The sequence below is a fragment of the Halomonas sp. AOP7-E1-9 genome, from assembly GCF_052376035.1.
GTDB lineage: Bacteria > Pseudomonadota > Gammaproteobacteria > Pseudomonadales > Halomonadaceae > Vreelandella > Vreelandella citrativorans.
Genome location: NZ_JBQSVC010000028.1, coordinates 34,854 through 56,017, shown reverse-complemented (window position 1 = coordinate 56,017; position 21,164 = coordinate 34,854). Strand labels below are relative to the sequence as shown.

Sequence of the window (21,164 nt, the reverse complement as noted above, 5' to 3'; positions counted from 1 at the left end):
CGAGCATCGAAAAGGTTTAGCCTTCGATAGGTGCGCGCCAGTCGTCCGAGCCAGAGGTGCCGGCAACGGTGTGTTCCCAGTCAATCTTACGGTACGCCAAAGAGACGTCCATCAACTGGGTGAATTCTGACTTGTTAATGTCCTGAGCGTGCGGCATGCGCAGGTTGATATCAACAATAGTGGCATCCGTCAGTGACGTGGTGAAGAAGTGCTCTTGCTTGCCTTCCACAGAGGTGCGGTACCATTTCAGTGTCACATTGGGCAGCATCTCACCAGAGGCGAGAGCGTTATACATCAGTGGCACAGACTTGTTTAAAGCAACTGTGAAAACGAAGGGTTTGTGGGCACGCTGACCGGAAGGCTGGCCTGACTGCGGGTCAGTTGGCACGGTGACGACGTGCTTGAACTCTTGTACCAGCATTTCGTCTTCGTGGCCCTCAACGTAGATGTTGCCTACGGAATCAGGTGTAAAAGCACCGGCAGTGATGTTGCCCTGAGTTTGGCCTTCGATGCTGATATAACATGGTGTTGGCATAGTCTGCTCCTTGACGAAAAAGTGAATAATGTCCAGTGGACACGAATATAGAGGGCAAGTGCTATGCCATTATTTTTTTTTGTTTATTATTCATAGGCTTATTAATTTAGTTAGTTATAGTTAGGCAATGGTTCGCTTATTTTCAAGCAACTCCTTGCCTGCCTGGCAATAAATTGCTTGTTTTCGCGCTAGAAATAGGCATGTGCGTAACTTTGTGTATAAAAAGATTCTTTTTGTATCTTTGGGTAAGTAGTGTTGTTCGTGTTTGTTATTGGCTTGGCCTGTTTTACAGCTAAAAACAGCCTTAGCCTCCTCTTATTCTGTTTCCTTTCCATGAAGATTGCGCTTAAAAGTGGGCAATCATGTAAGCCATCACTGATAGTTTTTGTAAGATATTTCTTACAAGCGCCTTTTCTAAAAATATAATATTTAAGTCTTGCTCTAATATGCTGCGTTCTTCGCCGATAATCCGGTTAAATGGACGGCTTTTCACTGCCGGCGTTTTGTCTCCACTTTTTGGGGGAAGGTAGAGAATTTATCCCTGTTTCGCTAACGTTGCCTGATTGAGAATTGTTCACGGTTACATTAAGAAACTTCTTCCAGGGCGGAGTGACATGGCTAAACAAGGAACCGTTGCGCCTAAAGAGCGCATCAACATTAAGTACGTGCCAGCTACCGATGGCCAACAGGCTGAGACTGAGCTTCCGTTAAAATTGCTGGTTGTTGGCGATTTTAAAGGCGGCGAAGAAGAAACCCCTATCGAAGAACGTCAGGCTGTTTCGGTTGATAAAAACAACTTCCAGTCTGTTATGCGTGAAGCCGGACTGACGCTTCAAGCTGCTGTGCCTAATCGCTTGGACGATAGCGAAGAGCCGTCGGATATGGCGGTTGATCTCACCTTCAAATCGCTCGACGATTTCTCGCCAGATGCCATTGCCAAGCAAGTTCCCGAACTGCGTAAGCTGGTCGAGTTGCGCGAAGCCCTGGTAGCCCTTAAGGGGCCGTTGGGCAATGTCCCGGCATTTCGTGACCGTTTGCAGAAGCTTCTTGAGAACGATGATGCTCGCCAGCAACTTTTGAACGAGCTGGAACTGCTGGATACCGATAGCACGAGCGAATAACGGTTTATCGCAAGTAGCGCACCTATCAAACGGTAAAACGAATTCGAGGCACAGCAATGAGCAAAACGGCTAAGCAGCAAGCAGCAGTAACAGAAACAACAGAAGATTCGCTTCTTGATCAGGTCATGGCCCAAACGCGGATGGCCCCGGCAGATGAAGGCTACGACGTTGCCAAGCAGGGCGTGGCTGCCTTTATAGCAGAGCTTTTGAACAGTAACGATGAAGCACCTACCGTCAATAAATCACTTGTTGATAGCATGATTGTTGAGCTTGATCGCAAAATTAGCCATCAAGTCGACGAAATTCTGCATGAACATGATTTCCAGCAGCTGGAATCTGCCTGGCGTGGTTTGAAGCTTCTCGTGGATCGCACTGATTTTCGTGAAAATATAAAATTAGACGTTCTACATGCAACAAAGCAGGAACTGCTTGAGGACTTTGAATTCGCCCCTGAAATAAGTCAAAGCGCTCTCTATCACCACGTTTATAACGCGGGATATGGTCAATTTGGTGGTGAACCTGTTGCCGGAATCATTGGGCATTACGATTTCACGCCTTCCACCCCGGACATGAAGCTTCTGCAGCACTCCGCAGCCGTAGGTGCAATGGCGCACGCTCCCTTCATGTCGTCGGTAGCGCCTTCCTTCTTCGGTATTGATAGCTTTGAAGAACTGCCTAACATCAAGGATTTCAAAGCTATTTTTGAAGGCCCGAAATACGCGCGCTGGCGCAGCTTGCGTGAGTCCGACGATGCACGCTACCTGGGATTAACGGCGCCACGATTTTTGCTACGTACGCCGTACGACCCTATTGAAAATCCGGTTAAAACTTTCAACTACCGCGAAACGGTTAGTGAAGATCACGAGCATTATCTCTGGGGCAACACCTCTTACCTGTTGGCCGAGCGCTTAACGGACAGCTTCGCTAAATATCGCTGGTGCCCCAATATTATTGGCCCGCAAAGTGGCGGTGCTGTCGAAAATTTGCCGGTGCACACCTATGAGGCTTTTGGCCAGCTACAAGCCAAAATCCCGACCGAAGTATTGATTACTGACCGGCGCGAGTTTGAGATGGCCGAAGAGGGCTTTATCTCACTAACCATGCGCAAAGGCAGTGACAATGCTGCTTTCTTCTCAGCTAACTCAGTGCAAAAGCCGAAGGTGTTTCCTAATACCGCTGAAGGTAAAGCGGCGGAAACAAACTTCAAACTGGGTACACAGCTTCCTTACATGTTCATCATTAACCGCTTGGCGCATTACATCAAAGTGCTGCAGCGTGAGCAGATTGGTTCCTGGAAAGAGCGCCAGGATCTTGAACGCGAACTTAACGCATGGATTCGCCAATACGTAGCTGATCAGGAAAACCCGCCATCCGATGTGCGCAGCCGCCGTCCGCTGCGTGCCGCCTCGATTCAAGTATCCGATGTTGAAGGCGAGCCAGGCTGGTACCAGGTCTCAATGGCAGTACGCCCGCATTTCAAATATATGGGGGCAAATTTTGAGCTATCACTGGTCGGACGTCTCGACAAGGAATAAAGGGCTGGCGAAGTCATGGCAACTGGCAGTAGTAGCTTGTTAAGTAGTCGGTTGTTTGAACGCCTTGCTGCACCCCATCAACCTGCGACTCTTAAAGAAGAGGAGCGGTTGATGGAGGTGGTCGAGTCGATCAAACGTCACTTGGTTGAATTGCTTAATAGCCATCCAGGCAACAGCCCCTGCGCGCCTGAACTGGGCCTGCTTGATTTCAATGACGCCACCATTGGTGTGCTGGACCTGGAACTCAACATCCAGCAGGCCATTCGCCAATGCATTGAACAATTTGAACCGCGTGTAAAGCGGGTTGATGTCGAGTCGCTGCCCAATTCCGGCGACCCGTTGCAGCTGCATTTTCAGGTTCATGCAACGGTAGCGTTAGGCAGGGACAGTGCGCTCACTACTATAGATCTACTGTTAAACAACAAGCGTTATCAGTGTCTCAATTGATGGACCCAAGGGGCACTCATGCTCAACCGTTATTATCGCGATGAACTCAATTTCTTAAAACGCCAGGGACGCGAGTTTGCTGAAGCAAACCCGAGCCTGAGCCGGTTTCTGTCTGAACGAAGCACGGACCCGGACGTTGAGCGGTTGCTTGAGGGCTTTGCATTCCTGACCGGGCGCATGCGAGAAAAAGTGGAAGATGAGTTCCCGGAACTTACTCACTCATTGATCAGCATGTTGTGGCCGAACTACTTGCGGCCCGTGCCAAGCATGACCGTTGTGCAGTTCACGCCCATGTGGCACTCCTTGAGCCAGCATCAGCAGGTGAGCCGGGGAACCGAGCTTGCCAGTAACGCTGTTGAAAACACGTCTTGTCAGTTTCGTACCTGTCATGACGTTAGGCTTTATCCGCTGGAGCATGCAGGTGTAGAGGCGCGGCACACGCGTGAAACCTCACTTGTCGAGCTAGCGATGGATGTACAAAGTGACCAGCCCATGAACGAAATGGGGATAACGTCACTGCGTTTGCACTTGGGAGGCGATACTTACACAGCGCGCACGCTTTATTTGTGGATGAGCCATTACCTTTCACGTCTTGAACTCGACATTGATGGGAACCGTCAAACGCTTCCTGCCAGTGCGCTGAAGGCCGTGGGGTTTGAGCGTGAGCAGGCATTGCTACCCTATCCAAGCAATGTGCACCAGGGGTATCGCATACTGCAGGAGTATCTCTGTTTTCCAGAGGCATTCCATTTCTTTGATGTGCTGGGGCTGGATCAGGCGCTACCGGCAACGCCTGCGCAACGGGTCACGCTTCGGTTTGTCTTTGCGCGACCGTTGCCTGCGGATGCTCGTCTCCAAAACGAGCACCTGGCGCTTTACTGTACGCCTGCCATTAACCTTTTTGAACACGATGCAGAGCCTATCGACCTGACAGGCGAGCGTAGCGAGTACCGCATTAGGCCCAGTAGCAAGGCGCCCTCGCATTATGAAATATTCAGCGTGGATAATGTGTCAGGCCGCCTGGAAGGCGAGCAAAGTAGCTCGCAGACCGTTTCGCGGCGATATGTTCCCTTTGAGAGTTTTCAGCATCAGATTGAACGGGATAGAGGGCGCCAAGCGCTTCACTTTCGTGTGCGTGTTGGCAATAGCCTGCGCAGCGATGGGTTTGATCACGATATTGCGTTTATACGTGAGGATGAGCAGGAGTGCCTGGGGCGCCGGGAAACCGTTTCTCTTGCGCTGACCTGTTCCAATCGGGAACTGCCAGAGCAGCTAACCGTTGGCGATATATGTGTCGGCACGGAAAAAAGCCCCTCGTTTGCCACGTTTTCCAATATTACCCGGCCCACTCCCGTGCTTCGGCCAGCCATTGACGATGGGTTGTTATGGATACTGATTTCAAACCTGTCGCTTAACTATCTTTCGCTGCTCAATCGCGATGCGCTGTGTTCGGTATTGAGAGCGTATGACTTCCGCGCCCTGGTTGATCGTCAGGCCGAGCGCATTGCCCAAAAGCGTTTGGCGGGCATTATCAGTATCGACACACAGCCGGTTGATCGTCTTCGTAAAGGCCTACCGGTGCGCGGTTTGCGCTCCGTCATGACGCTTGATCAGGATGCGTTCGGCGATGAAGGCAGTTTGTACCTGTTTGGCAGCGTGCTCGCCCGCTTCTTATCACTTTACGCCAGCATTAATTCGTTTCACGAGTTGCAGGTCATTAATCGCCATAACCAGGAACGCTACGTATGGAGCCTACAGGAAGGGCAACAGCCACAGATGTAGCGTTGGCACCCCTGATTCAAAAGGCGCGCCGCTACGAGTTTTTTCAACTGGTCGAACTGCTGCACCGGCATCACGAAGATGATCAGGAGCAGCGCCATAGTGAGGGCGTGCCTTCTTTTCAACGGGTGCGCTACAAGGCCTCATCCTCGCTCGGTTTTCCGGGAAGCGATGTGTTGGCACTGGGCGTTGGTGAGCGTGGCCAGTATGAAATGGAAGTGAGTTTCCTGGGGCTGCAGGGCGCGCAATCTCCGTTACCCAGCTACTACCTGGAGGCACTGGCGCATGAGTCTGCGCATCAGGAGGGCGCGGCAGGCGACTTTTTGGATTTTTTCAATCATCGCCTGTTGACCCTGATGCATCAGAACTGGCGGAAGTATCGTCACTACGTGCGCTATCAGGACAATGCGCGGGATGGCTTTTCAGCAGCCGTCTTTGCATTGGTGGGGCTTGCCGACAGTGACCTGCGCGGCGAGACCCCCATCAACTGGAGCAAGATGCTGGCTTATGCGGGGCTTCTGGCAGGTCGCTCACGCTCGCCGGATGTGGTCACTGGTATCGTCAGCCACTGCTTTGACTTGGCCAGTGTGGACATCGAGGAGTGGGTTCACCGTTGGGTGGAGATCCCGCTGAACCAGCGTAGCCGCATGGGAATGACGGGTATGACGCTGGGTGAGGACATGGTCGTAGGCGAGCGTGTGGCCGATGTAAAAGGCAAATTTGCGCTGTGTCTGCGTGGCTTGACCCTTGAGCGTTTCCGAGACTTTCTGCCCGATGGGGAAGAGCATCAACCGCTAAAGACGTTGGTTAGCTTTGTACTGCGAGAGCCGCTCGCCTATGACCTGGAGCTTGAGCTGCTGGAAAGTGAGGTTAAGCCCATGCGGTTGGGTGATGGTGGATCATGTCAGTTGGGCTGGACAACGTTTGTAGACCCTGATGGTGACGATACCTCTACGCGTCGCCGTGTACGCATTCAGATGATGAGTTAACGCATGCAAGTCGATCCGTTTGACGCCGTGACCTTAGTGGTTATGAACAGCGAACAGCTGGAAGGCCGTTCGTCCAGTAGCTATGTCTTCCAGGGGGAGGGAGGAACGCTTGGCAGCAGTGATTACGATGACTGGCTGCTACAGGACCACGCCGGAAAAGTGCGCCCTCAGCATGCCGAGATTACCAGGATGGATGGCAAGTTTTGTCTGATTGACTCAAGCGGCCACACGTATATCAATCGCGCCACGCTGCCGGTAGGGCGCAATCGTAAAGTTGCCCTGCGCGATGGTGATGAGCTGACGATTGGCGTCTATCGCCTGAAAGTACACTCAGGCGACCGGCACGCCTGGCAGCCTGGGGTCCATTCGCTCACCACGCTGATTGATGAAGAGCAAGACGACGTCACGGCGCATGAACATGCCGCTTGGCCGGTGGGAAGTAGGCAGGAGCGGCAACACCCTACTCAGCAGGAAGACCCTATAGAAGCGTTAGGCGGTGTTGTGCCCGGGGCCATGCAGCATGACCCCATGGTCGCGCTTGATAAGGAGGCCGCGCCACCCTCCACGTTGGAGCCATTGGATGCGAATCCCGGCTTCTACCGTAGCCACGCCAGCGAGTGGCCACAGAAAGAGCATCGCGATGACGCGGTGCGCCTTCCCGATATCAAACCCTTGAATGGCACGACAAAACAGAGGAGCAGTGGCATGGATGAACGGCAGCTAAACGACTTGGAGCGCTCTGTTGGCGAACAGTTAGAAGATCGCTGGCAGCAGCCAACCACTCAGGCGCTTGGTCATATAGGTGCCGACCCGTTGCTGAGAGGGTTAGGGCTTGATCTGCCTTTTCGAAATAGCGAAGAACAGCAGGCGTTCCTGGAAGAGGCGGGCCATACGCTACGCGCTACTATCGATGGTCTCCGGTTACTGCAACAGAGCCAAAACGATAGCAAGTACCCGCTTCGTGATCGGCGTTTGCAGCCTATTGAAGATAATCCTATCCGGCTTGGCCTGTCGTTTGAAGAGACGGCAGAAACCATGTTCTCTGCACAACGCAGCCCCGTTCACCTGTCAGCCCCTGAAGCGGTTGCTGAAAGCCTGCGTCATCAAGGGCAGCATCAGGCAGCGGTTGAAGAGGCCATCGGCCAAGCGTTGGGTGCCATTTTGGACGCCTTCTCTCCCGAGGCGTTGCTCAAACGTTTTCACGCCTATCGAGGCGCTGGTAATCGCATTGAGAACGAAGATGGCTGGGCCTGGGAGATGTATCAGCACTATTACCGCGAGTTGAACTCTGGCCGTCAGCAGGGCTTTCAAAAGCTTTTCTGGGAAGTGTTTGAGCAAGGCTATGACCAGTCCGTACGCCGCCAGCAACGGGAGGGTGCATGAGCGCCTCAGGCCTGAGCATGACGCTAATTCGCCTTGCCGGGCTGTTCTGCGTGCTTCTTCTGTTGGCCGGTTGTGCATCGACTCGGGAGGCTGCGGGTAAAACGTGGCAGGTAATGCGCGACCCCTCCATTCCCGTCGGCTACCCCGAAGAGCGCCCCACGACGGTGGATCTCAGCATGGTGGCCGAGCCCAACATGAACCCCAATGTGGAAGGCGATGGCGCGCCGCTACGTTTTCAGGTGCTACAGCTGAAAGATGACTCCATGTTGATGGCTGCTGACTTAAGCCAACTGCAGGAAGACCTGGAGGGAGCGCTGGGTACGAACTACCTGACCCATGACGACTTTACCTTGCTGCCGGGCCAGTGGAAGTTCTATGAACCGTTCGCGGTTGATGAAGAAACACGCTACATCGGGCTAATTGCTTTTTATGCCACGCCTAACGAGGCGGAATGGAAAAAAGTCGTGAAAGTAACCAGCAGTGGAGAGCATTACCACCTGTTGGTTCACCTCCGTGACAATGAAGTTGAGCTAAGGAAGGAGGAGTAATGGCTAGCCGGAATCGAGTGGTATGGAGCGAAGGCCTGTTTATCAAGCCTCAGCACTTCCAACAGCAGCAACGCAGCCTTGAAGGGCTGTTGGACACGCGTCTAAAAGGGGTCAGCCACTACCTTTACGGGTTTTTGTCCCTTGAGTTGAATAACGAATTTCTAAGCTTTGGGCGGGTAGCGATCAGTCGGGCCAGCGGTGTCATGCCTGATGGCGTGGCCTTCCATTTGCCTGTCGATGATGTCGAGCCAACGCCGCTTGAAATTGATGATGCAAGCATCACCAACCAGGTCGTCTATCTTGGCTTGCCGCTGGCAACCGATGGGGTGGGCGAGGTGCGCTGGCCAGGCGATGACCTGCCTGCCCGTTATCGTCACGCATCGCGTAGCGTACGGGACCTTCACTCACAGGATGGCGCCACCGCCGAACTTGAGGTCGCCAGGGTGTCGCCGCGCTTACTGCTGGAGCGTGATGACCGCAGTGGCTATGCCTGTCTAGCCGTGGCGCGCATCGTTGAGCGTCGGCCCGACGGTAGCCTGGTGCTGGATGAACAGTTCCTGCCCACCCTGCTAAACGTGCAAGCGGCGCCGGGGTTACAGCGCTTTGTGGGCGAAATGGCGGGCCTGATGCGCGAGCGCGCTCGCAATATCGCCCAGAGGCTTTCTACGCCCCACCAGGCAGGCGTTGCGGATGTGGCTGATTTTATGCTCCTTCAGCTGCTTAATCGTGCTCAGCCTCGCTTCCAGCATCTGGCGCGTTTGGGGCAGCTGCATCCTGAGCGTCTCTACGACACCATGCATGAAATCGCCTGTGAGCTGGTGACTTTTACGGATGAGTCCCGGCTGCCGCCCGAATGCCCGGCCTACGACCATGATCACCCCGAACGGGCCTTCAAGCCGTTGATGAAAATGCTGCGCCAAGCGCTTTCTACCGTGCTTGAACCACGGGCAGTGGCTATCCAGTTGCAGTCACGCCGCTTTGGCCTGCTGGTCGCACCGCTTTCTGATCTCAGCCTGATCGAATCTGCCGAGTTTATCCTTGCCGTGCGCGCTGACATGCCCAACGAGCGCCTGCGCAAGCTGTTTCTTCAGCAAACCAAAGTCGCCAGCGTCGAGCGGATCCGTGATCTTATTAGCCTGCAATTGCCCGGCATACCGCTTGAGCCGCTGCCGGTGGCACCTCGCGAGCTGCCTTATCACGCAGGCTACACCTACTTCCAGTTGGACCGCCAAAGCGAAGCGTGGGGAATGCTTAACGGTGCCAGCGGCTTTGCGTTCCACGTGGCCGGGGAGTTTCCGGGGTTGGAAATGCAGTTCTGGGCGATCAGGAGTTAAACCATGCAACATCTTGTCACTGATGGGCAACGCTCGACGCGTGGGGTTGCCGCGCCGCAAAAAATGCGCCACGAGGACCTCATTAACGAGCGAGGGTTAGAGCACCTCATTCATAGCCATGCAGAGCAGCTGGACGCTGACGAGGACTACTGGTTCCGGCTGCGCGGGCATAACCTGAATCCCTTGGTAGATGCTGCCAGCAGCCTGTTAGGCATGGTGGTTAGAGTTCGCCAACTTGATAGCGCGAGTGATATCGAGCGTCTTTACCGCCAAGTGGTGGATGAAATTGCGGCTATTGAGATCGAACTGACCGAGCAGGGCTATGATCGCGCCACGCTGCTTGCCTACCGCTATGTGCTTTGCTCCTTTATCGACGAAGCGGTGATGGGTATGCCTTGGGGGCGGCAAAGCAAGTGGGCCGAACACTCGTTGTTAACCCGGTTTCATAACGAAACATGGGGAGGCGAAAAAGTGTTCTCCATTCTGGCGCGCCTGCAGCAAGAGCCTCAGCGCTATCGCGACATGCTGGCCTTTATCTACCTGTGCCTGTGTCTTGGGTTTGAAGGCCGTTATCGCGTCATGTCCCATGGCCGCGATGAATATGAACAGATTGTTCGCGCGCTAGGCGACCAGCTCTCCTCTCTGGAACAACCCGCTGAAGACACACTGACTCAGCCGCTTAAAAACGTGGTGCAGGGGCGCTCTCAGCGCACGGGTAGTTTTCCGACCTGGGGAATTTTTGCGCTCTTCGGCATCGCCATGGTGGCTGTTTATCTAGGGTTCTCATGGTCGCTTGATCAGCAGGCCGAACAGATTACGACGCTTCTTAACCAACTTTATCGCTAGGAGATACCATGCTCAGGGTAGAGCTACCGGCGCTTATTGACCGCCTTAATACGATTGCTCGCCAAGGGCTTGAGCAAGCGGCCGTGCTGTGCGCGCAGCAGCAGGCGCCTGAGGTTACCGCCGGGCATTTGCTACAGGCGATGCTTGATCAACCCCTATGCGATGTACGCTGTATCTGTGAAGACCTTGAGGTCGATACCGCTGCCTTGCGTGCCCAGTTGGCAGAAGAAACGCGCCCGCCGCGCAATCTGGAGGTGGCAACTCCCAGCTTTTCACCGTTGCTGGTTGAACTGCTCCAGGATGCGTGGCTACTGGCATCCACCGAGTACCAGCATCAGACGCTGCGTAGCGGTGCCGTCTTTACTGCTCTTTTGCATAACCCGGAGCGCTATCTTGGCGCGGGTTCAGTGCGTTTGCTTGCCGAGATTAACCGGGAAAACCTGCGCCGCCACCTTAACCGCTTGACGGCTGATTCGGCAGAGGCGCCTCAGGAAGCGAGTGCCAGCACTCAGCGTGTAGGCACGCATGGCTCTGGCGATGATAGTGCGCTTGCTCGCTTTGCGACCTCACTTACGGAGCAGGCACGCAAGGGTGAACTTGACCCTGTACTTGGCCGGGATCCTGAAATTGATCAGATGCTCGATATCCTTGGGCGTCGGCGTAAGAATAACCCTATTGTGATTGGCGATGCGGGGGTCGGCAAAAGTGCGGTGGTAGAAGGGCTGGCTGCACGTATTGTGGCAGGCCAGGTGCCTACCGCGCTGGCAGGTGTAGAGCTATTGACGCTGGACCTCGGCGCTTTACAAGCGGGTGCTGCGGTCAAAGGCGAGTTTGAAAAACGCCTTAAGGCGGTGATTGATGAAGTTAAAAACGCCCCGTGCCCCACGCTACTGTTTATCGACGAAGCGCATACGTTAATTGGTGCCGGTAATCAGGAAGGTGGTGGCGATGCGGCCAATTTATTGAAACCGGCGCTGGCGCGTGGCGAGCTACGCACGATTGCCGCGACGACCTGGCGCGAGTACAAAAAGTACTTTGAGAAAGACCCGGCGCTTTCACGCCGTTTCCAGCCCGTCGCGCTTTCCGAGCCCAGCGTCGATCAGGCCTTGGTCATTCTACGCGGATTACGAGACGTGTATGAGCGTGCCCACGGCGTACTGGTCGGCGACAGCGGCCTGCGCGCGGCGGCGTCTCTTTCTGCCCGCTATTTGGCCGGTCGTCAATTGCCGGATAAAGCCATTGATGTACTGGATACGGCGTGTACACGGTTGGCGCAAGCACTGGATACGCCGCCGCGCAAATTAAGTCACCTGCAAAGCGAGCACACCGCTGCCCTGCGCGAGCGCGATCACCTGGCTCGCGAACAGTTACTGGGCCGTGAACCAGATGCCTCGATGAGCCAAGCGCTTAACGAGCGTTTGATGTCGCTTGAAGCTGAACTCGCCACGCTTGAAGCCGCTTGGCACGAGCAGCGTGAATGCGTTGATGCGATTGTGACCCTGCACCGCCAACTGTTGGATGCCGATGGCGTCTATGACAGCGATCAAAACGACGATCAACATGCTGAACTTGCCGAGCGTGAACAACAGCTGGCGCGACTGCAGCAGTCTCATGCGCTGGTCAATCCAAGCGTTGAAGAGGCCCAGATCGCTCAAGTCATTGGTGACTGGACGGGCGTACCGGTTGAGCGGATGACCAGCGATGAGCTGACGCGTTTGACCGAACTCCCCGCTCACTTGGGCGAACAGATTCAAGGCCAGAACACGGCGATCGAACGTATTCACCGCCATCTGCTGACGGCGCGTGCCGATTTGCGTCGTCCGGGTCGCCCGTTAGGTGCTTTCCTGCTTGTTGGCCCGAGTGGCGTGGGTAAAACGGAAACCGTGGTACAGATTGCCGACCAGCTGTACGGCGGTCGCCAGTTCCTGACCACTATCAATATGTCTGAGTATCAGGAAAAGCACACGGTTTCACGGTTGATAGGTTCTCCTCCTGGCTATGTAGGGTTTGGCGAGGGCGGGTTACTGACCGAAGCGATACGCCAGCGCCCTTACTCGGTGGTCCTGTTGGATGAAGTCGAGAAAGCTCACCCTGATGTGCTGAATCTCTTCTACCAGGCGTTCGATAAAGGCGAGCTGGCCGATGGCGAAGGGCGACTGATCGATTGTAAAAACGTACTGTTCTTCCTCACCTCTAACCTGGGCTACGAAGCGATTGTGGCCCACGGGCAGAATGCCACAGCGCTGGATGCGGCGCTTTATCCCGTGCTTGCCGAGTTTTTCAAACCGGCTCTGCTGGCGCGCATGGAAGTGGTGCCTTACTTGCCGCTGGATAGCGATACGCTGCGCGACATTGTTAAAGCCAAGCTCAATACCCTGTCAGCCCGTATCCGTGAGCGTCATCGTCAGGCGGATGTGGTGCTGGAAGAGGCCTTGGCTGAGGCGATATGTGCACGTGCCACACGCAGCGAAAACGGCGCTCGTATGTTGGAGTCAGTGATCGATGGTGAGCTGCTGCCGCCGCTTTCCAAGGCACTGCTTGAGCGCATGGCGCGCCGTGAGGCGGTTTCCAGCGTAGTGCTGGGCGTCGACGCGCAAAGCGGCACCTTCACGGCAGAGGTTGCCTAGCCCATGACGGAGCCTGCTGTTCCCACTACCGCTGGTTCGGCGCTATCGGCTGAGCTTTCGGCCATGCCGTTGGCGTTAACCCTGGTGGAGAGCCTCAGCGCTGCTGCTCTGCGTCAGCGCTCGGCCACGCTCTTGCAGCGCCACCTTGGGTTGGCGCTCGCGGAGTGCCTTTACATTGATGGGAGCGGGCGCTGGCTGGGTCGAGATGTCGGCGAGGACCAGTTCGACTGCGGCGACTTTCATCATCCCTATGCGCATGTTATTCGCAGTGGCAAGCCGCTGCTGCTTAGCGTTGCTGATGCACGCATTCGCTTGGATCATCCCGGCTTCCAGTCCCAGGTGGCATCGCTAGGCGCTTCACTGCATCTTCACATTCGGCCACTGCGTGGAGGGCAAAGCGGGCGTGAATGGTTGGGAGTAATCGTGCTGGCGGGTACGCAAGCACGGTTGAAGGTGCTCGCTGAAGATCCCGGCATGGCAGCGTTTGAAGGGCTTCTGTGTCGGCTATGGACGCGACTTGCCAGGGAGCAGGGCGAGCGTCACCGCTCGCAGATACTGCAAGACTCCTTGACCAAACTGAACGATGGCGCGCGGCGTCAGGCGCTGGCTGATCGGCTAGCTGAGGAGCTGCTCGGACACTCTAGCGCCATGCAGGCACTGCGTCGGCATATCGTACGAGCGGCAGAGACAAACCTGGCGGTACTTTTGCAAGGTGAAACCGGTACCGGCAAGGATCGCGTAGCGCGCGCCATGCACCAGCTTTCGGCGCGCGCGGAAGGCCCCTTTATGGCGATCAATTGCGCCGCCATCCCTGAAACGCTGCTGGAGTCTGAATTGTTTGGGCATGGTAAGGGCGCGTTCTCGGGGGCTGAGCATGCTCGAGAAGGGCTTATCAGTCAGGCTGATGGCGGTACGTTGTTTCTCGATGAGATCGGGGATATGCCGCTGGCGCTGCAAGCCAAGTTGTTACGCGTACTCGAAAGCGGTCGCTACCGCCCGCTGGGAGAAAACGAGGAGCGCTGCGCCGACCTGCGCGTGGTGGCTGCAACGCACCAGCCACTGCGTGAACAGATCAAGGAACAGCGATTTCGTGCGGACCTTTACTACCGGCTCGGTCAGTTTCCGATCACCCTGCCGCCCCTGAGCGAGCGCCGGGATGATATCGCCCAGCTAGCACAATCCTTTATTACCGATTTCTGCGCCCGAGAGGGGCGCGACGAAATGGGAATTACCCCAGCGGCCTTGCGCCTGCTTTATCGTCGGGAGTATCCGGGCAACGTCCGTGAGCTTAAAAACGTGATTGATTACGCCTGTGCGATGACACCTCACGATGCAGACATTGATACGTACCTGCTGCCCGGCGAGCAAGGTGGCTTTTTAACCGGCAGCGGTTTGGAAGAAACGCCGCCACCTGGCGAAGACGCTACGCTGGCACTGCCCAACGACATTGTTGATCTTCGCCAAGCGATGCGTGATATCGAATCCATCATTATTCGTCAGCGATTGAGTCGCTTTGGTGGTAATCGTGCGCAAACGGCGCAAAGCCTTGGGCTGCCCAAGCGAACTCTGGCTCATAAATGTCAGCTACTGGAACTGGATATTAAATGAACGCGATGCTGCTAAAACGCCAGTGGACCATCGGTGGCTTGCTGATGCTCTGCCTGTTGGCCTGTGCGCCTTCAAAGGCAGATGAACAAAGCGGATTGCTTAAGAGCGCTCAAACCTGTGCGGAAGAGACCTCGCGCCTGGAGCGACTGAATTGCTATGACGCGCTTTTTCTGGAGGCAAATCTCAGTGTTGGTGAAAACGAACTGCCCGCGCTCTGGCGAGCCATTGAGCGTCAGGAGTCAGCCCGGCCTGATGACAACGTTGGGCTGATAGTGAATGAATCCGGCGAGAGCGTGCTGATCAGCGTGCCCGCACTGGGAACGACACCACCCAGGCCCATCATGGTGGTGGCCTGCGAAAGGCTGATCACTCGTTTCCAGCTACATCTTCCCACGCCTATCAGCGGTGCCCGAGTGGACCTGCAGATCACAGGAAATGGGCGTGCAGTGCAGCAGCAGTGGCGCATACGCGACGGTGGCCGGGTCGTTAGTGGTGGGCGTGGACTACCTGCCATCGACACGCTGCGCCAATTGCTTGATGCCAATGAAGTCACGCTGCGCAGCGATATAAAAGAACTGGATGGACTGCGTTTTAACGTGGCGGGGCTGCGCCAGGACATTGCCCCGCTACGCGAAGCGTGCCGCTGGTAAGGAAGGTTTTATGCGCATTACTGCCGAGTCACAACTAGCCCCCTTACTGGCACCCTTGGCCGCCAATGCTCAGGGGGAGCAGGTGGGCGTTCCCGTTGAAGATAGCAATGACTATCTGACGCTGGATGAGGAAATGATGAAGATAGGTTCGCTCCAGCACGCAACGGTGGAGTGGGACGTCGCCGAGGCGCTGGCCATCCGTATGCTGAGCGAGCGAGGCAAGGACCTAAAAGTGCTGGGGCATTTGATGCACTGTATGCAGCACGGTAGTAGCGGCGTGCGCTTTGCACTCTCGCTTCGTTTGCTTGCCCGGAGTATTGCCCAGCCCTGGTGGGAACAGGCTTACCCGTTTGCAGGAAAACGCGGCGCCAAGATGCGCCCCAGGCTGTTTCAGCAGTTAATCCAGCGCAGCGTCAAGCTCGTATCAACGCTCGATTTTCACAATGCCGATGATGAGTTTGAAGCGTGCCAATCCTCGCTGAAAGAGCTTGAGCATCAGGTGGCCGAGAAGTCGCTGCCGGACGAGGCGGTTGCCGAATTAAGCCGCCAGTTAAACGCCAAGCGGCCCACTCAACAGCCTGCGCAAGCCGCTTCTCAAGCGCCTTCTCAAGAGTCATCCGGGCAGGCAGCAGGGCAATCTGCTGGCCGCCAGGAGCAGGCCACCACCACGCCTTCAGCGGCCAAGGCGCCTGAGCTTCGCCTGGAGGCGGGAAACGAGCGTTCTAACCGTCAAGCGCTGCTCAAGATGGCGGAGTTTTTAGGCGAGCAATCGCCAGGAGAACCCTTAGCCTACCGCCTGCGCCGTTATGCGGTATGGAGCACGATTCAAGCGCTGCCCGCCGCCAAGGAGAACGGCAAAACTGAACTTGCGCCGGTGTCGGCTGATCGTGTCGCTGATTATCGTGAGGCGCTAGCCAAGGGGGGAGACAACGAGCTTTGGCAGCGTATCGAAAATAGCCTGGCGCTAAGCCCCTATTGGTTGGAAGGGCATCGCCTGAGCGCCGGGCTTGCCAAGCAGCTTGGCCACACCCGCTGCGCGGAGGCGATCCGAGATGAAACACTGCGGTTTGTAGAGCGCTTGGCGGGTATCGAGGCGCTTACTTTTAACAGCGGCGCTTTGTTTGTTGATGAAGAAACGAAGCGCTGGCTATACAGCACCGAAAACAGCGGCGGCGCGGTTGGGGGTGGCGAGGCTTGGCATGCCGGGCTTGAAGAGGCGCGCGAAGCCGTGGAAAGCGGCGATATAGGCAAGGCGCTAAAGGTGCTTGATCAGGGCCTAAGCAGTGCCAGAACACCAAGGGAAAGTGCGTACTGGCGACTGGCCAGTGCTGATTTGCTGCATGAGACAGGGCTGGAAAGCCTGGCTCAGCAGCACTATCGCACGTTGCAGCAAACGGTAACTGCGCTTGCGTTAGAGCAGTGGGAACCCGCGTTGGTATCACGCTTGAACGCTGCGGTCCAAGAAACGCACTGATAACGGTCATCATTAAAGGGACGAGGGATAAGGCTAATGTGGTCAACCATAACGTCGAAGCTGAGCCGCTGGGTGCCTGGCTTGTCGCGGGCGCAAACAGCAAAAAATCGAGCCAATGCTCACGGCAATAAAGCCAAAGGGCTGCTGCGGCTATCCACGCTGCTATGGGCGCTACTGTTGGTTGTCCTAGTGGTCGCAATCTGGTGGTTGGGGCCACGCTGGGAAGTGGGTGACATGATGCCTCTTGCCCCGCTGACCAACCGCCTGCTGGCAACGCTAGCGGTCGTAACGCTCGTTGCTGTTATATGGGGCGTACGTCTTGCCCGGCGGCTACGCAGCCTGGATGACGAGCGCCAGCAAGAAGAAGCGCGCCTGCAAGACCCGATCATGTCTCAGGTTGAGCGTCAGGAAACCTCTCTTAACCTTGCGCTCAACGAGATTTCCGACAGCCTGGGGGGCAGCAACAGCCGTTATCGCTTGCCGTGGTATTTGGTGATGGGCGTGGAAAATGCTGGAAAAACCAGCCTGATCAACCGCTCCGGCCAGAACTTTGCCCTCACCCATGTCATGAAAGCCTCGGGGCAGAGCAGTAAACAAGGCCAACTGGGGTTCGATTGGTGGATTGGCGATAAGGCCGTACTGATTGACCCTGATGGCGAGCTGTTAACCCAAGGGGCAATGGAAGGAGGCGAGCCTCAAGAGCTTCAGCGCAGGCTGTGGGACCACTTTGTTGGCTGGCTGGAGCGTAATCGCCCCCAGCGCCCGCTGGATGGTGTCGTGCTGGTGCTGGATCTTGCACGACTAAGCCATGCCCAGGTTGCCGTTCGCAAAGCCTATGCCGCGCTTCTGCGCAGCCGATTACGCGAACTGATGGAGCGTCACGGCACTCGCCTGCCCGTTTACGTCACGTTCAGCAAGATGGATTTGCTGCACGGCTTTGATGATTTCTTTCGTCACTACTCTCGTGCTGCTCGCCGAGCGCCGCTGGGCTTTACGTTTACCCCTGCATCCATGGACACCCCGGGCAAGTGGGAAGCAGAGTTCGAGGCCGACTACGACGCCATGCTGGCGCGCCTGAACCAACTGATGCCTTCCATGCTTTCCGAGTGCCGCGACCGTGAAGAGCGTGAATCCGTCTTCCGTTTTGTGCGGCAACTGGCAGGGCTGCGCGAGGTGCTGTTTGGCTTTTTGACGGAGGCACTTTCCAGTGACCGCTTTTCAACCGCTGCCATGGTGCGTGGTGCCTACTTTACGTCGGTGTATCAGCAAGGCGTGCCGGAAGACCCGTTCGTGGATGCTGCTGCCCGGCGCTATGGAATGGATGACAGTGTTCAGCCTGCTCATCGGGCCACGCGCAGCGCGCTCTACTTTACCGAAGAGCTGTTCGATAAGGTTATTTACCCGGAGGCGGGGCTTGCCGGTGACAACGCCCGAGTTACTCAACGGCGCAGGCGCGTGCGCAAGGCAAGCCTGGCGGCATGCCTGGTGCTAGGGGTTATTCTGGTAGGCGGTTGGACGCATTTTTATCAGAAAAACAGCGTATCGCTCGCGGCGGTTGAGCAGCGAGCAGAAACCTTTTTGGCCACCCAGCCTGAAGCCTTCCAGAGTGATGATCCCACTGGTTTTGAACTACTGGACCCACTTGACCGGCTGCGCTATGCCCTGGAAACGTTCGACGGATACCGCACACATACGCCTTATTTAGCGGATATGGGGCTGTATCAGGGGCATGTCATTGGTGCCCAGGTGGAACGTGCCTATCTTGCCATGCTGGAGCGTCAGTTCCTGCCCGCGCTGATGATCGGCATCATGGACGATATGAACCGCGCCGAAGAGGGCAGTAACACGAAGCTTTCTCTATTGCGTGTACTGCGCATGATGTCGGATGCCAGTGGCCGTCAGCCGGAGCGCGTTGAGCGATTTATGGCCAACCGCTGGCAGGGGAGCTTTCCCCAGCAGGGCGAGGTTCAGCAGCGACTATTGATGCATTTGGACTACGCGCTGGAACATAGCGACCTTGAAGGCCGTATTGCCGAAGGCAGCCCGAGCGCCGAGCAGGCTATGGCCCCGCTTCAGGGAAGTATTGCCGCCTCTCAGCAGGAGTTGTCACGCCAGCCCATCGACGAACGGGTATACGCTGCCCTTAAGGCCGCCGGTAATCGTCAAGGGGAGCCGTTGGACCTACGCCGCAGCGTGGGCACGCTGTTCAACACCGTGTTTATGTCGCGTAACGATGACCCTGAAAATGTGCGCTTGCCGCATCTGCTCACCCGCGATGGCTTTGAGAACTACTTCCTACAAGAGCTTGACCGGGCGACGGAGCTTGCTCTGATTGATGTCTGGGTGCTGGGTCAGCGCGATAACATCAATTTCAGCGAAGCCGACCGGCAGCAGCTTCAGGTGGCCCTGCGTGAGCATTATGTAGGGGATTACCATGCCAGCTGGCGCGATGCCCTGCGTGATACCCAGCTAGTGCCACTGCCCGATATTCATCAGGCCATTGTGGTGGCAGATGCTCTGGTGGGCAGTCAGCGTCCGCTTGACAGGTTGTTGGCCGCGGTGGAACGCAATACCAGCCTCTACCCCGAGCTCCCCGACGATGACGAGCAGGCCCGTGAGGCGCTCCGCCAATCGCAGCGTTACCAGCTTGCGTTTGCCATTGAGCAGCCGTTCACGCCCATCAATCAGCTAAGCCAAGCGCGTAACAATAATCCCTCTTCGCTTGAGGAGATTAAAACGGCGGTAACCGCGTTGCGTGATTACTTGATGGAGATTGAGGAGTCGAGCAATACAGGGCGTGCCGCCTTCGTTAGCGTGCGTGACCGCCTGTCGCTGCGCGGTAATGACCCCATCTACAACCTGCAGCGCATTGCCGATAGTACGCCAGAGCCGGTGGGCCGCATGCTGCACAACCTGGCCGACCAGAGCTGGCAACTGATGATGGCCAGTGCCACGCGTCACCTTGAAAGCCAGTGGCTGGATGACGTGGTCGCGCCCTATCAGGAGCGCCTGGCAGGCCGCTACCCGCTGGCGCCTAATGCCAGCCAGGAAGTGGCGCTGAGCGATTTTGAGGACTTCTTCGCCCCAGGTGGCACGCTGGACACCTTCTACCAGGACAGCTTGCAGCCTTTTATCGAAGGTGCGCCTGAGTACCTGGTGGATGCCGAAGGTAATTCGCTGCTGCGCGACAGCCTGTACACCGCCATTCAGCAGGCCGAGCAGATCCGTCGCGCCTACTTCAGCCGCGACGGCGCGCTGGACGTGGAGTTTGCGCTTGAACCCATCAGCCTTTCACCGGACAAGCGGCGCAGCGTGATCAGCGTCGATGGGCAACTGATCGAGTATGCCCACAGTGCTAGCCAGCGTGTGTCGATGATTTGGCCAAACGCGCTACGCGGCGGCACCGAAAGCCGCATCACCATGGTGCCGAGCGAGGTGAACCGCTCACCGCGCAGCGTTACCCAGGATGGCGCCTGGGCATGGTTTCGGCTTCTGGAACAGGCCGATATTACCAGTGTAAGCGAGCGCGAACTTGAACTCAGGTTCAACGTTGACGGCGGCACCATGCGCTATCGCCTGTTTGCCAACGGCGCGCCTAACCCCTTCACACGCCCGCTGGCGGCAGGCTTCCAACTGCCGTCTGCCCTTTACGCCGAGCGAGGTGGCAATGCTGACCAAACTTAAGCAGCTGTTTACCTCGGGCGGGGTAACGCCCGCCACACGCCAGCGTCATGGCGCAAAGCGCTCGCGCCCATTGGAGGATGCGCGCAACGAGGATATCGACAGCTTTATCGAGGCGGTGTATCACGCCGATGCAAAAGGCCACTCACCATGGGTGCTGCGCGATAAAAGCGTGCTCGACACGTTGCGTCGAGCGCTTGAATTCACCGTTAATCGCCAGGTGTGGATGCAGCGGGAAAATGGCCAGGTAGTGCACTGGCAGGGCCGCCTGCTAGCACTTCGTCATGGTGAAGGCCCACCGCTGGGTATGGTGCTTGTCTGTCGGCCTGATGACGAAGCCGCCTGGCAGCTCAAGTTTTTCTATATCAGTCGGGAGTGGAAGGGCAGTGGCCACGGTACTCGCCTGCTGATGGCGATACGGCGCAGCTTAAGTGGCGTACCACTGCAAACACGCCTGCCGCTGGCCTGCCATTCGGCCATCGACAGCCTGGAGGCGGCAGGCTTTACCCGTCAGCACGTGGATGCCCTGGAAGTGGCAAGTTACGAAGCCCCCGCTCAGTGGGATGAGTAGCCCGCCAGCACGACAGCAGAGTGGCAGGCAGGACGG

The 21,164-nt window shown here is 56.5% G+C and carries 16 protein-coding genes; 15 read left to right on the top strand and 1 reads right to left on the bottom strand.

Annotation, left to right across the window (positions count from 1 at the left end; translation table 11 throughout):
- Nucleotides 1-16 precede the first annotated feature (16 nt).
- Nucleotides 17-535 (bottom strand): Hcp family type VI secretion system effector, encoded by a 519-nt coding sequence (locus ACT3R4_RS14275; protein WP_193054737.1) that lies wholly within the window; start codon nucleotides 533-535, stop codon nucleotides 17-19.
- A gap of 614 nt (nucleotides 536-1,149) precedes the next feature.
- Here ACT3R4_RS14275 and tssB point away from each other — a divergent pair.
- Genes tssB through ACT3R4_RS14200 form a run of 15 tightly spaced genes read left to right on the top strand, consistent with a single transcriptional unit; the run spans nucleotide 1,150 to nucleotide 21,128 of the window.
- Entirely contained in the window at nucleotides 1,150-1,656 is a 507-nt protein-coding gene (gene tssB, locus ACT3R4_RS14270; protein ID WP_193054736.1) for a type VI secretion system contractile sheath small subunit, read from the top strand.
- Nucleotides 1,657-1,712: 56 nt separating this feature from the next.
- Nucleotides 1,713-3,191, top strand: coding sequence for a type VI secretion system contractile sheath large subunit (tssC, locus tag ACT3R4_RS14265; RefSeq protein ID WP_441679389.1), 1,479 nt, complete (start codon nucleotides 1,713-1,715; stop codon nucleotides 3,189-3,191).
- Nucleotides 3,192-3,206: 15 nt separating this feature from the next.
- Nucleotides 3,207-3,638, top strand: coding sequence for a type VI secretion system baseplate subunit TssE (tssE, locus tag ACT3R4_RS14260; RefSeq protein ID WP_193054734.1), 432 nt, complete (start codon nucleotides 3,207-3,209; stop codon nucleotides 3,636-3,638).
- Between the two features lie 18 nt (nucleotides 3,639-3,656).
- Nucleotides 3,657-5,420: a type VI secretion system baseplate subunit TssF gene (gene tssF / locus ACT3R4_RS14255; RefSeq protein WP_441679388.1), complete on the top strand. Its 1,764-nt coding sequence runs from the start codon at nucleotides 3,657-3,659 to the stop codon at nucleotides 5,418-5,420.
- Nucleotides 5,384-6,406, top strand: a complete 1,023-nt coding sequence (gene tssG / locus ACT3R4_RS14250; protein WP_441679387.1) for a type VI secretion system baseplate subunit TssG — start codon at nucleotides 5,384-5,386, stop codon at nucleotides 6,404-6,406. The genes tssF and tssG overlap by 37 nt, the downstream gene beginning before the upstream one ends.
- Nucleotides 6,407-6,409: 3 nt before the next feature.
- Entirely contained in the window at nucleotides 6,410-7,789 is a 1,380-nt protein-coding gene (gene tagH, locus ACT3R4_RS14245) for a type VI secretion system-associated FHA domain protein TagH (protein WP_441679386.1), read from the top strand.
- The gene (gene tssJ, locus ACT3R4_RS14240; protein WP_441679385.1) at nucleotides 7,786-8,337 is read left to right on the top strand and encodes a type VI secretion system lipoprotein TssJ; all 552 of its coding nucleotides are present in this window, start codon (nucleotides 7,786-7,788) and stop codon (nucleotides 8,335-8,337) included. Before tagH ends, tssJ begins: the two co-directional genes overlap by 4 nt.
- Complete coding sequence (gene tssK, locus ACT3R4_RS14235) at nucleotides 8,337-9,671, top strand: type VI secretion system baseplate subunit TssK (protein ID WP_192528352.1); 1,335 nt, start codon at nucleotides 8,337-8,339, stop codon at nucleotides 9,669-9,671. The genes tssJ and tssK overlap by 1 nt, the downstream gene beginning before the upstream one ends.
- Nucleotides 9,672-9,674: 3 nt before the next feature.
- On the top strand, nucleotides 9,675-10,517 hold the full coding sequence (icmH, locus tag ACT3R4_RS14230) for a type IVB secretion system protein IcmH/DotU (protein WP_192528353.1): 843 nt from the start codon (nucleotides 9,675-9,677) through the stop codon (nucleotides 10,515-10,517).
- An 8-nt stretch (nucleotides 10,518-10,525) separates the two neighbouring features.
- Nucleotides 10,526-13,144 carry a type VI secretion system ATPase TssH gene (tssH, locus tag ACT3R4_RS14225; RefSeq protein WP_193054730.1) on the top strand — a complete coding sequence of 873 codons (2,619 nt, stop codon included), beginning with the start codon at nucleotides 10,526-10,528 and terminating at the stop codon, nucleotides 13,142-13,144.
- A 3-nt stretch (nucleotides 13,145-13,147) separates the two neighbouring features.
- Nucleotides 13,148-14,752: a sigma-54 interaction domain-containing protein gene (locus ACT3R4_RS14220; protein WP_193054729.1), complete on the top strand. Its 1,605-nt coding sequence runs from the start codon at nucleotides 13,148-13,150 to the stop codon at nucleotides 14,750-14,752.
- The gene (vasI, locus tag ACT3R4_RS14215) at nucleotides 14,749-15,402 is read left to right on the top strand and encodes a type VI secretion system-associated protein VasI (protein ID WP_193054728.1); all 654 of its coding nucleotides are present in this window, start codon (nucleotides 14,749-14,751) and stop codon (nucleotides 15,400-15,402) included. The genes ACT3R4_RS14220 and vasI overlap by 4 nt, the downstream gene beginning before the upstream one ends.
- Before the next feature lie 10 nt (nucleotides 15,403-15,412).
- The gene (tssA, locus tag ACT3R4_RS14210; protein ID WP_193054727.1) at nucleotides 15,413-16,876 is read left to right on the top strand and encodes a type VI secretion system protein TssA; all 1,464 of its coding nucleotides are present in this window, start codon (nucleotides 15,413-15,415) and stop codon (nucleotides 16,874-16,876) included.
- A gap of 36 nt (nucleotides 16,877-16,912) precedes the next feature.
- Nucleotides 16,913-20,560 (top strand): type VI secretion system membrane subunit TssM, encoded by a 3,648-nt coding sequence (tssM, locus tag ACT3R4_RS14205; protein ID WP_193054726.1) that lies wholly within the window; start codon nucleotides 16,913-16,915, stop codon nucleotides 20,558-20,560.
- Nucleotides 20,544-21,128: a GNAT family N-acetyltransferase gene (locus ACT3R4_RS14200; protein ID WP_192528359.1), complete on the top strand. Its 585-nt coding sequence runs from the start codon at nucleotides 20,544-20,546 to the stop codon at nucleotides 21,126-21,128. Before tssM ends, ACT3R4_RS14200 begins: the two co-directional genes overlap by 17 nt.
- Nucleotides 21,129-21,164 lie beyond the last annotated feature (36 nt).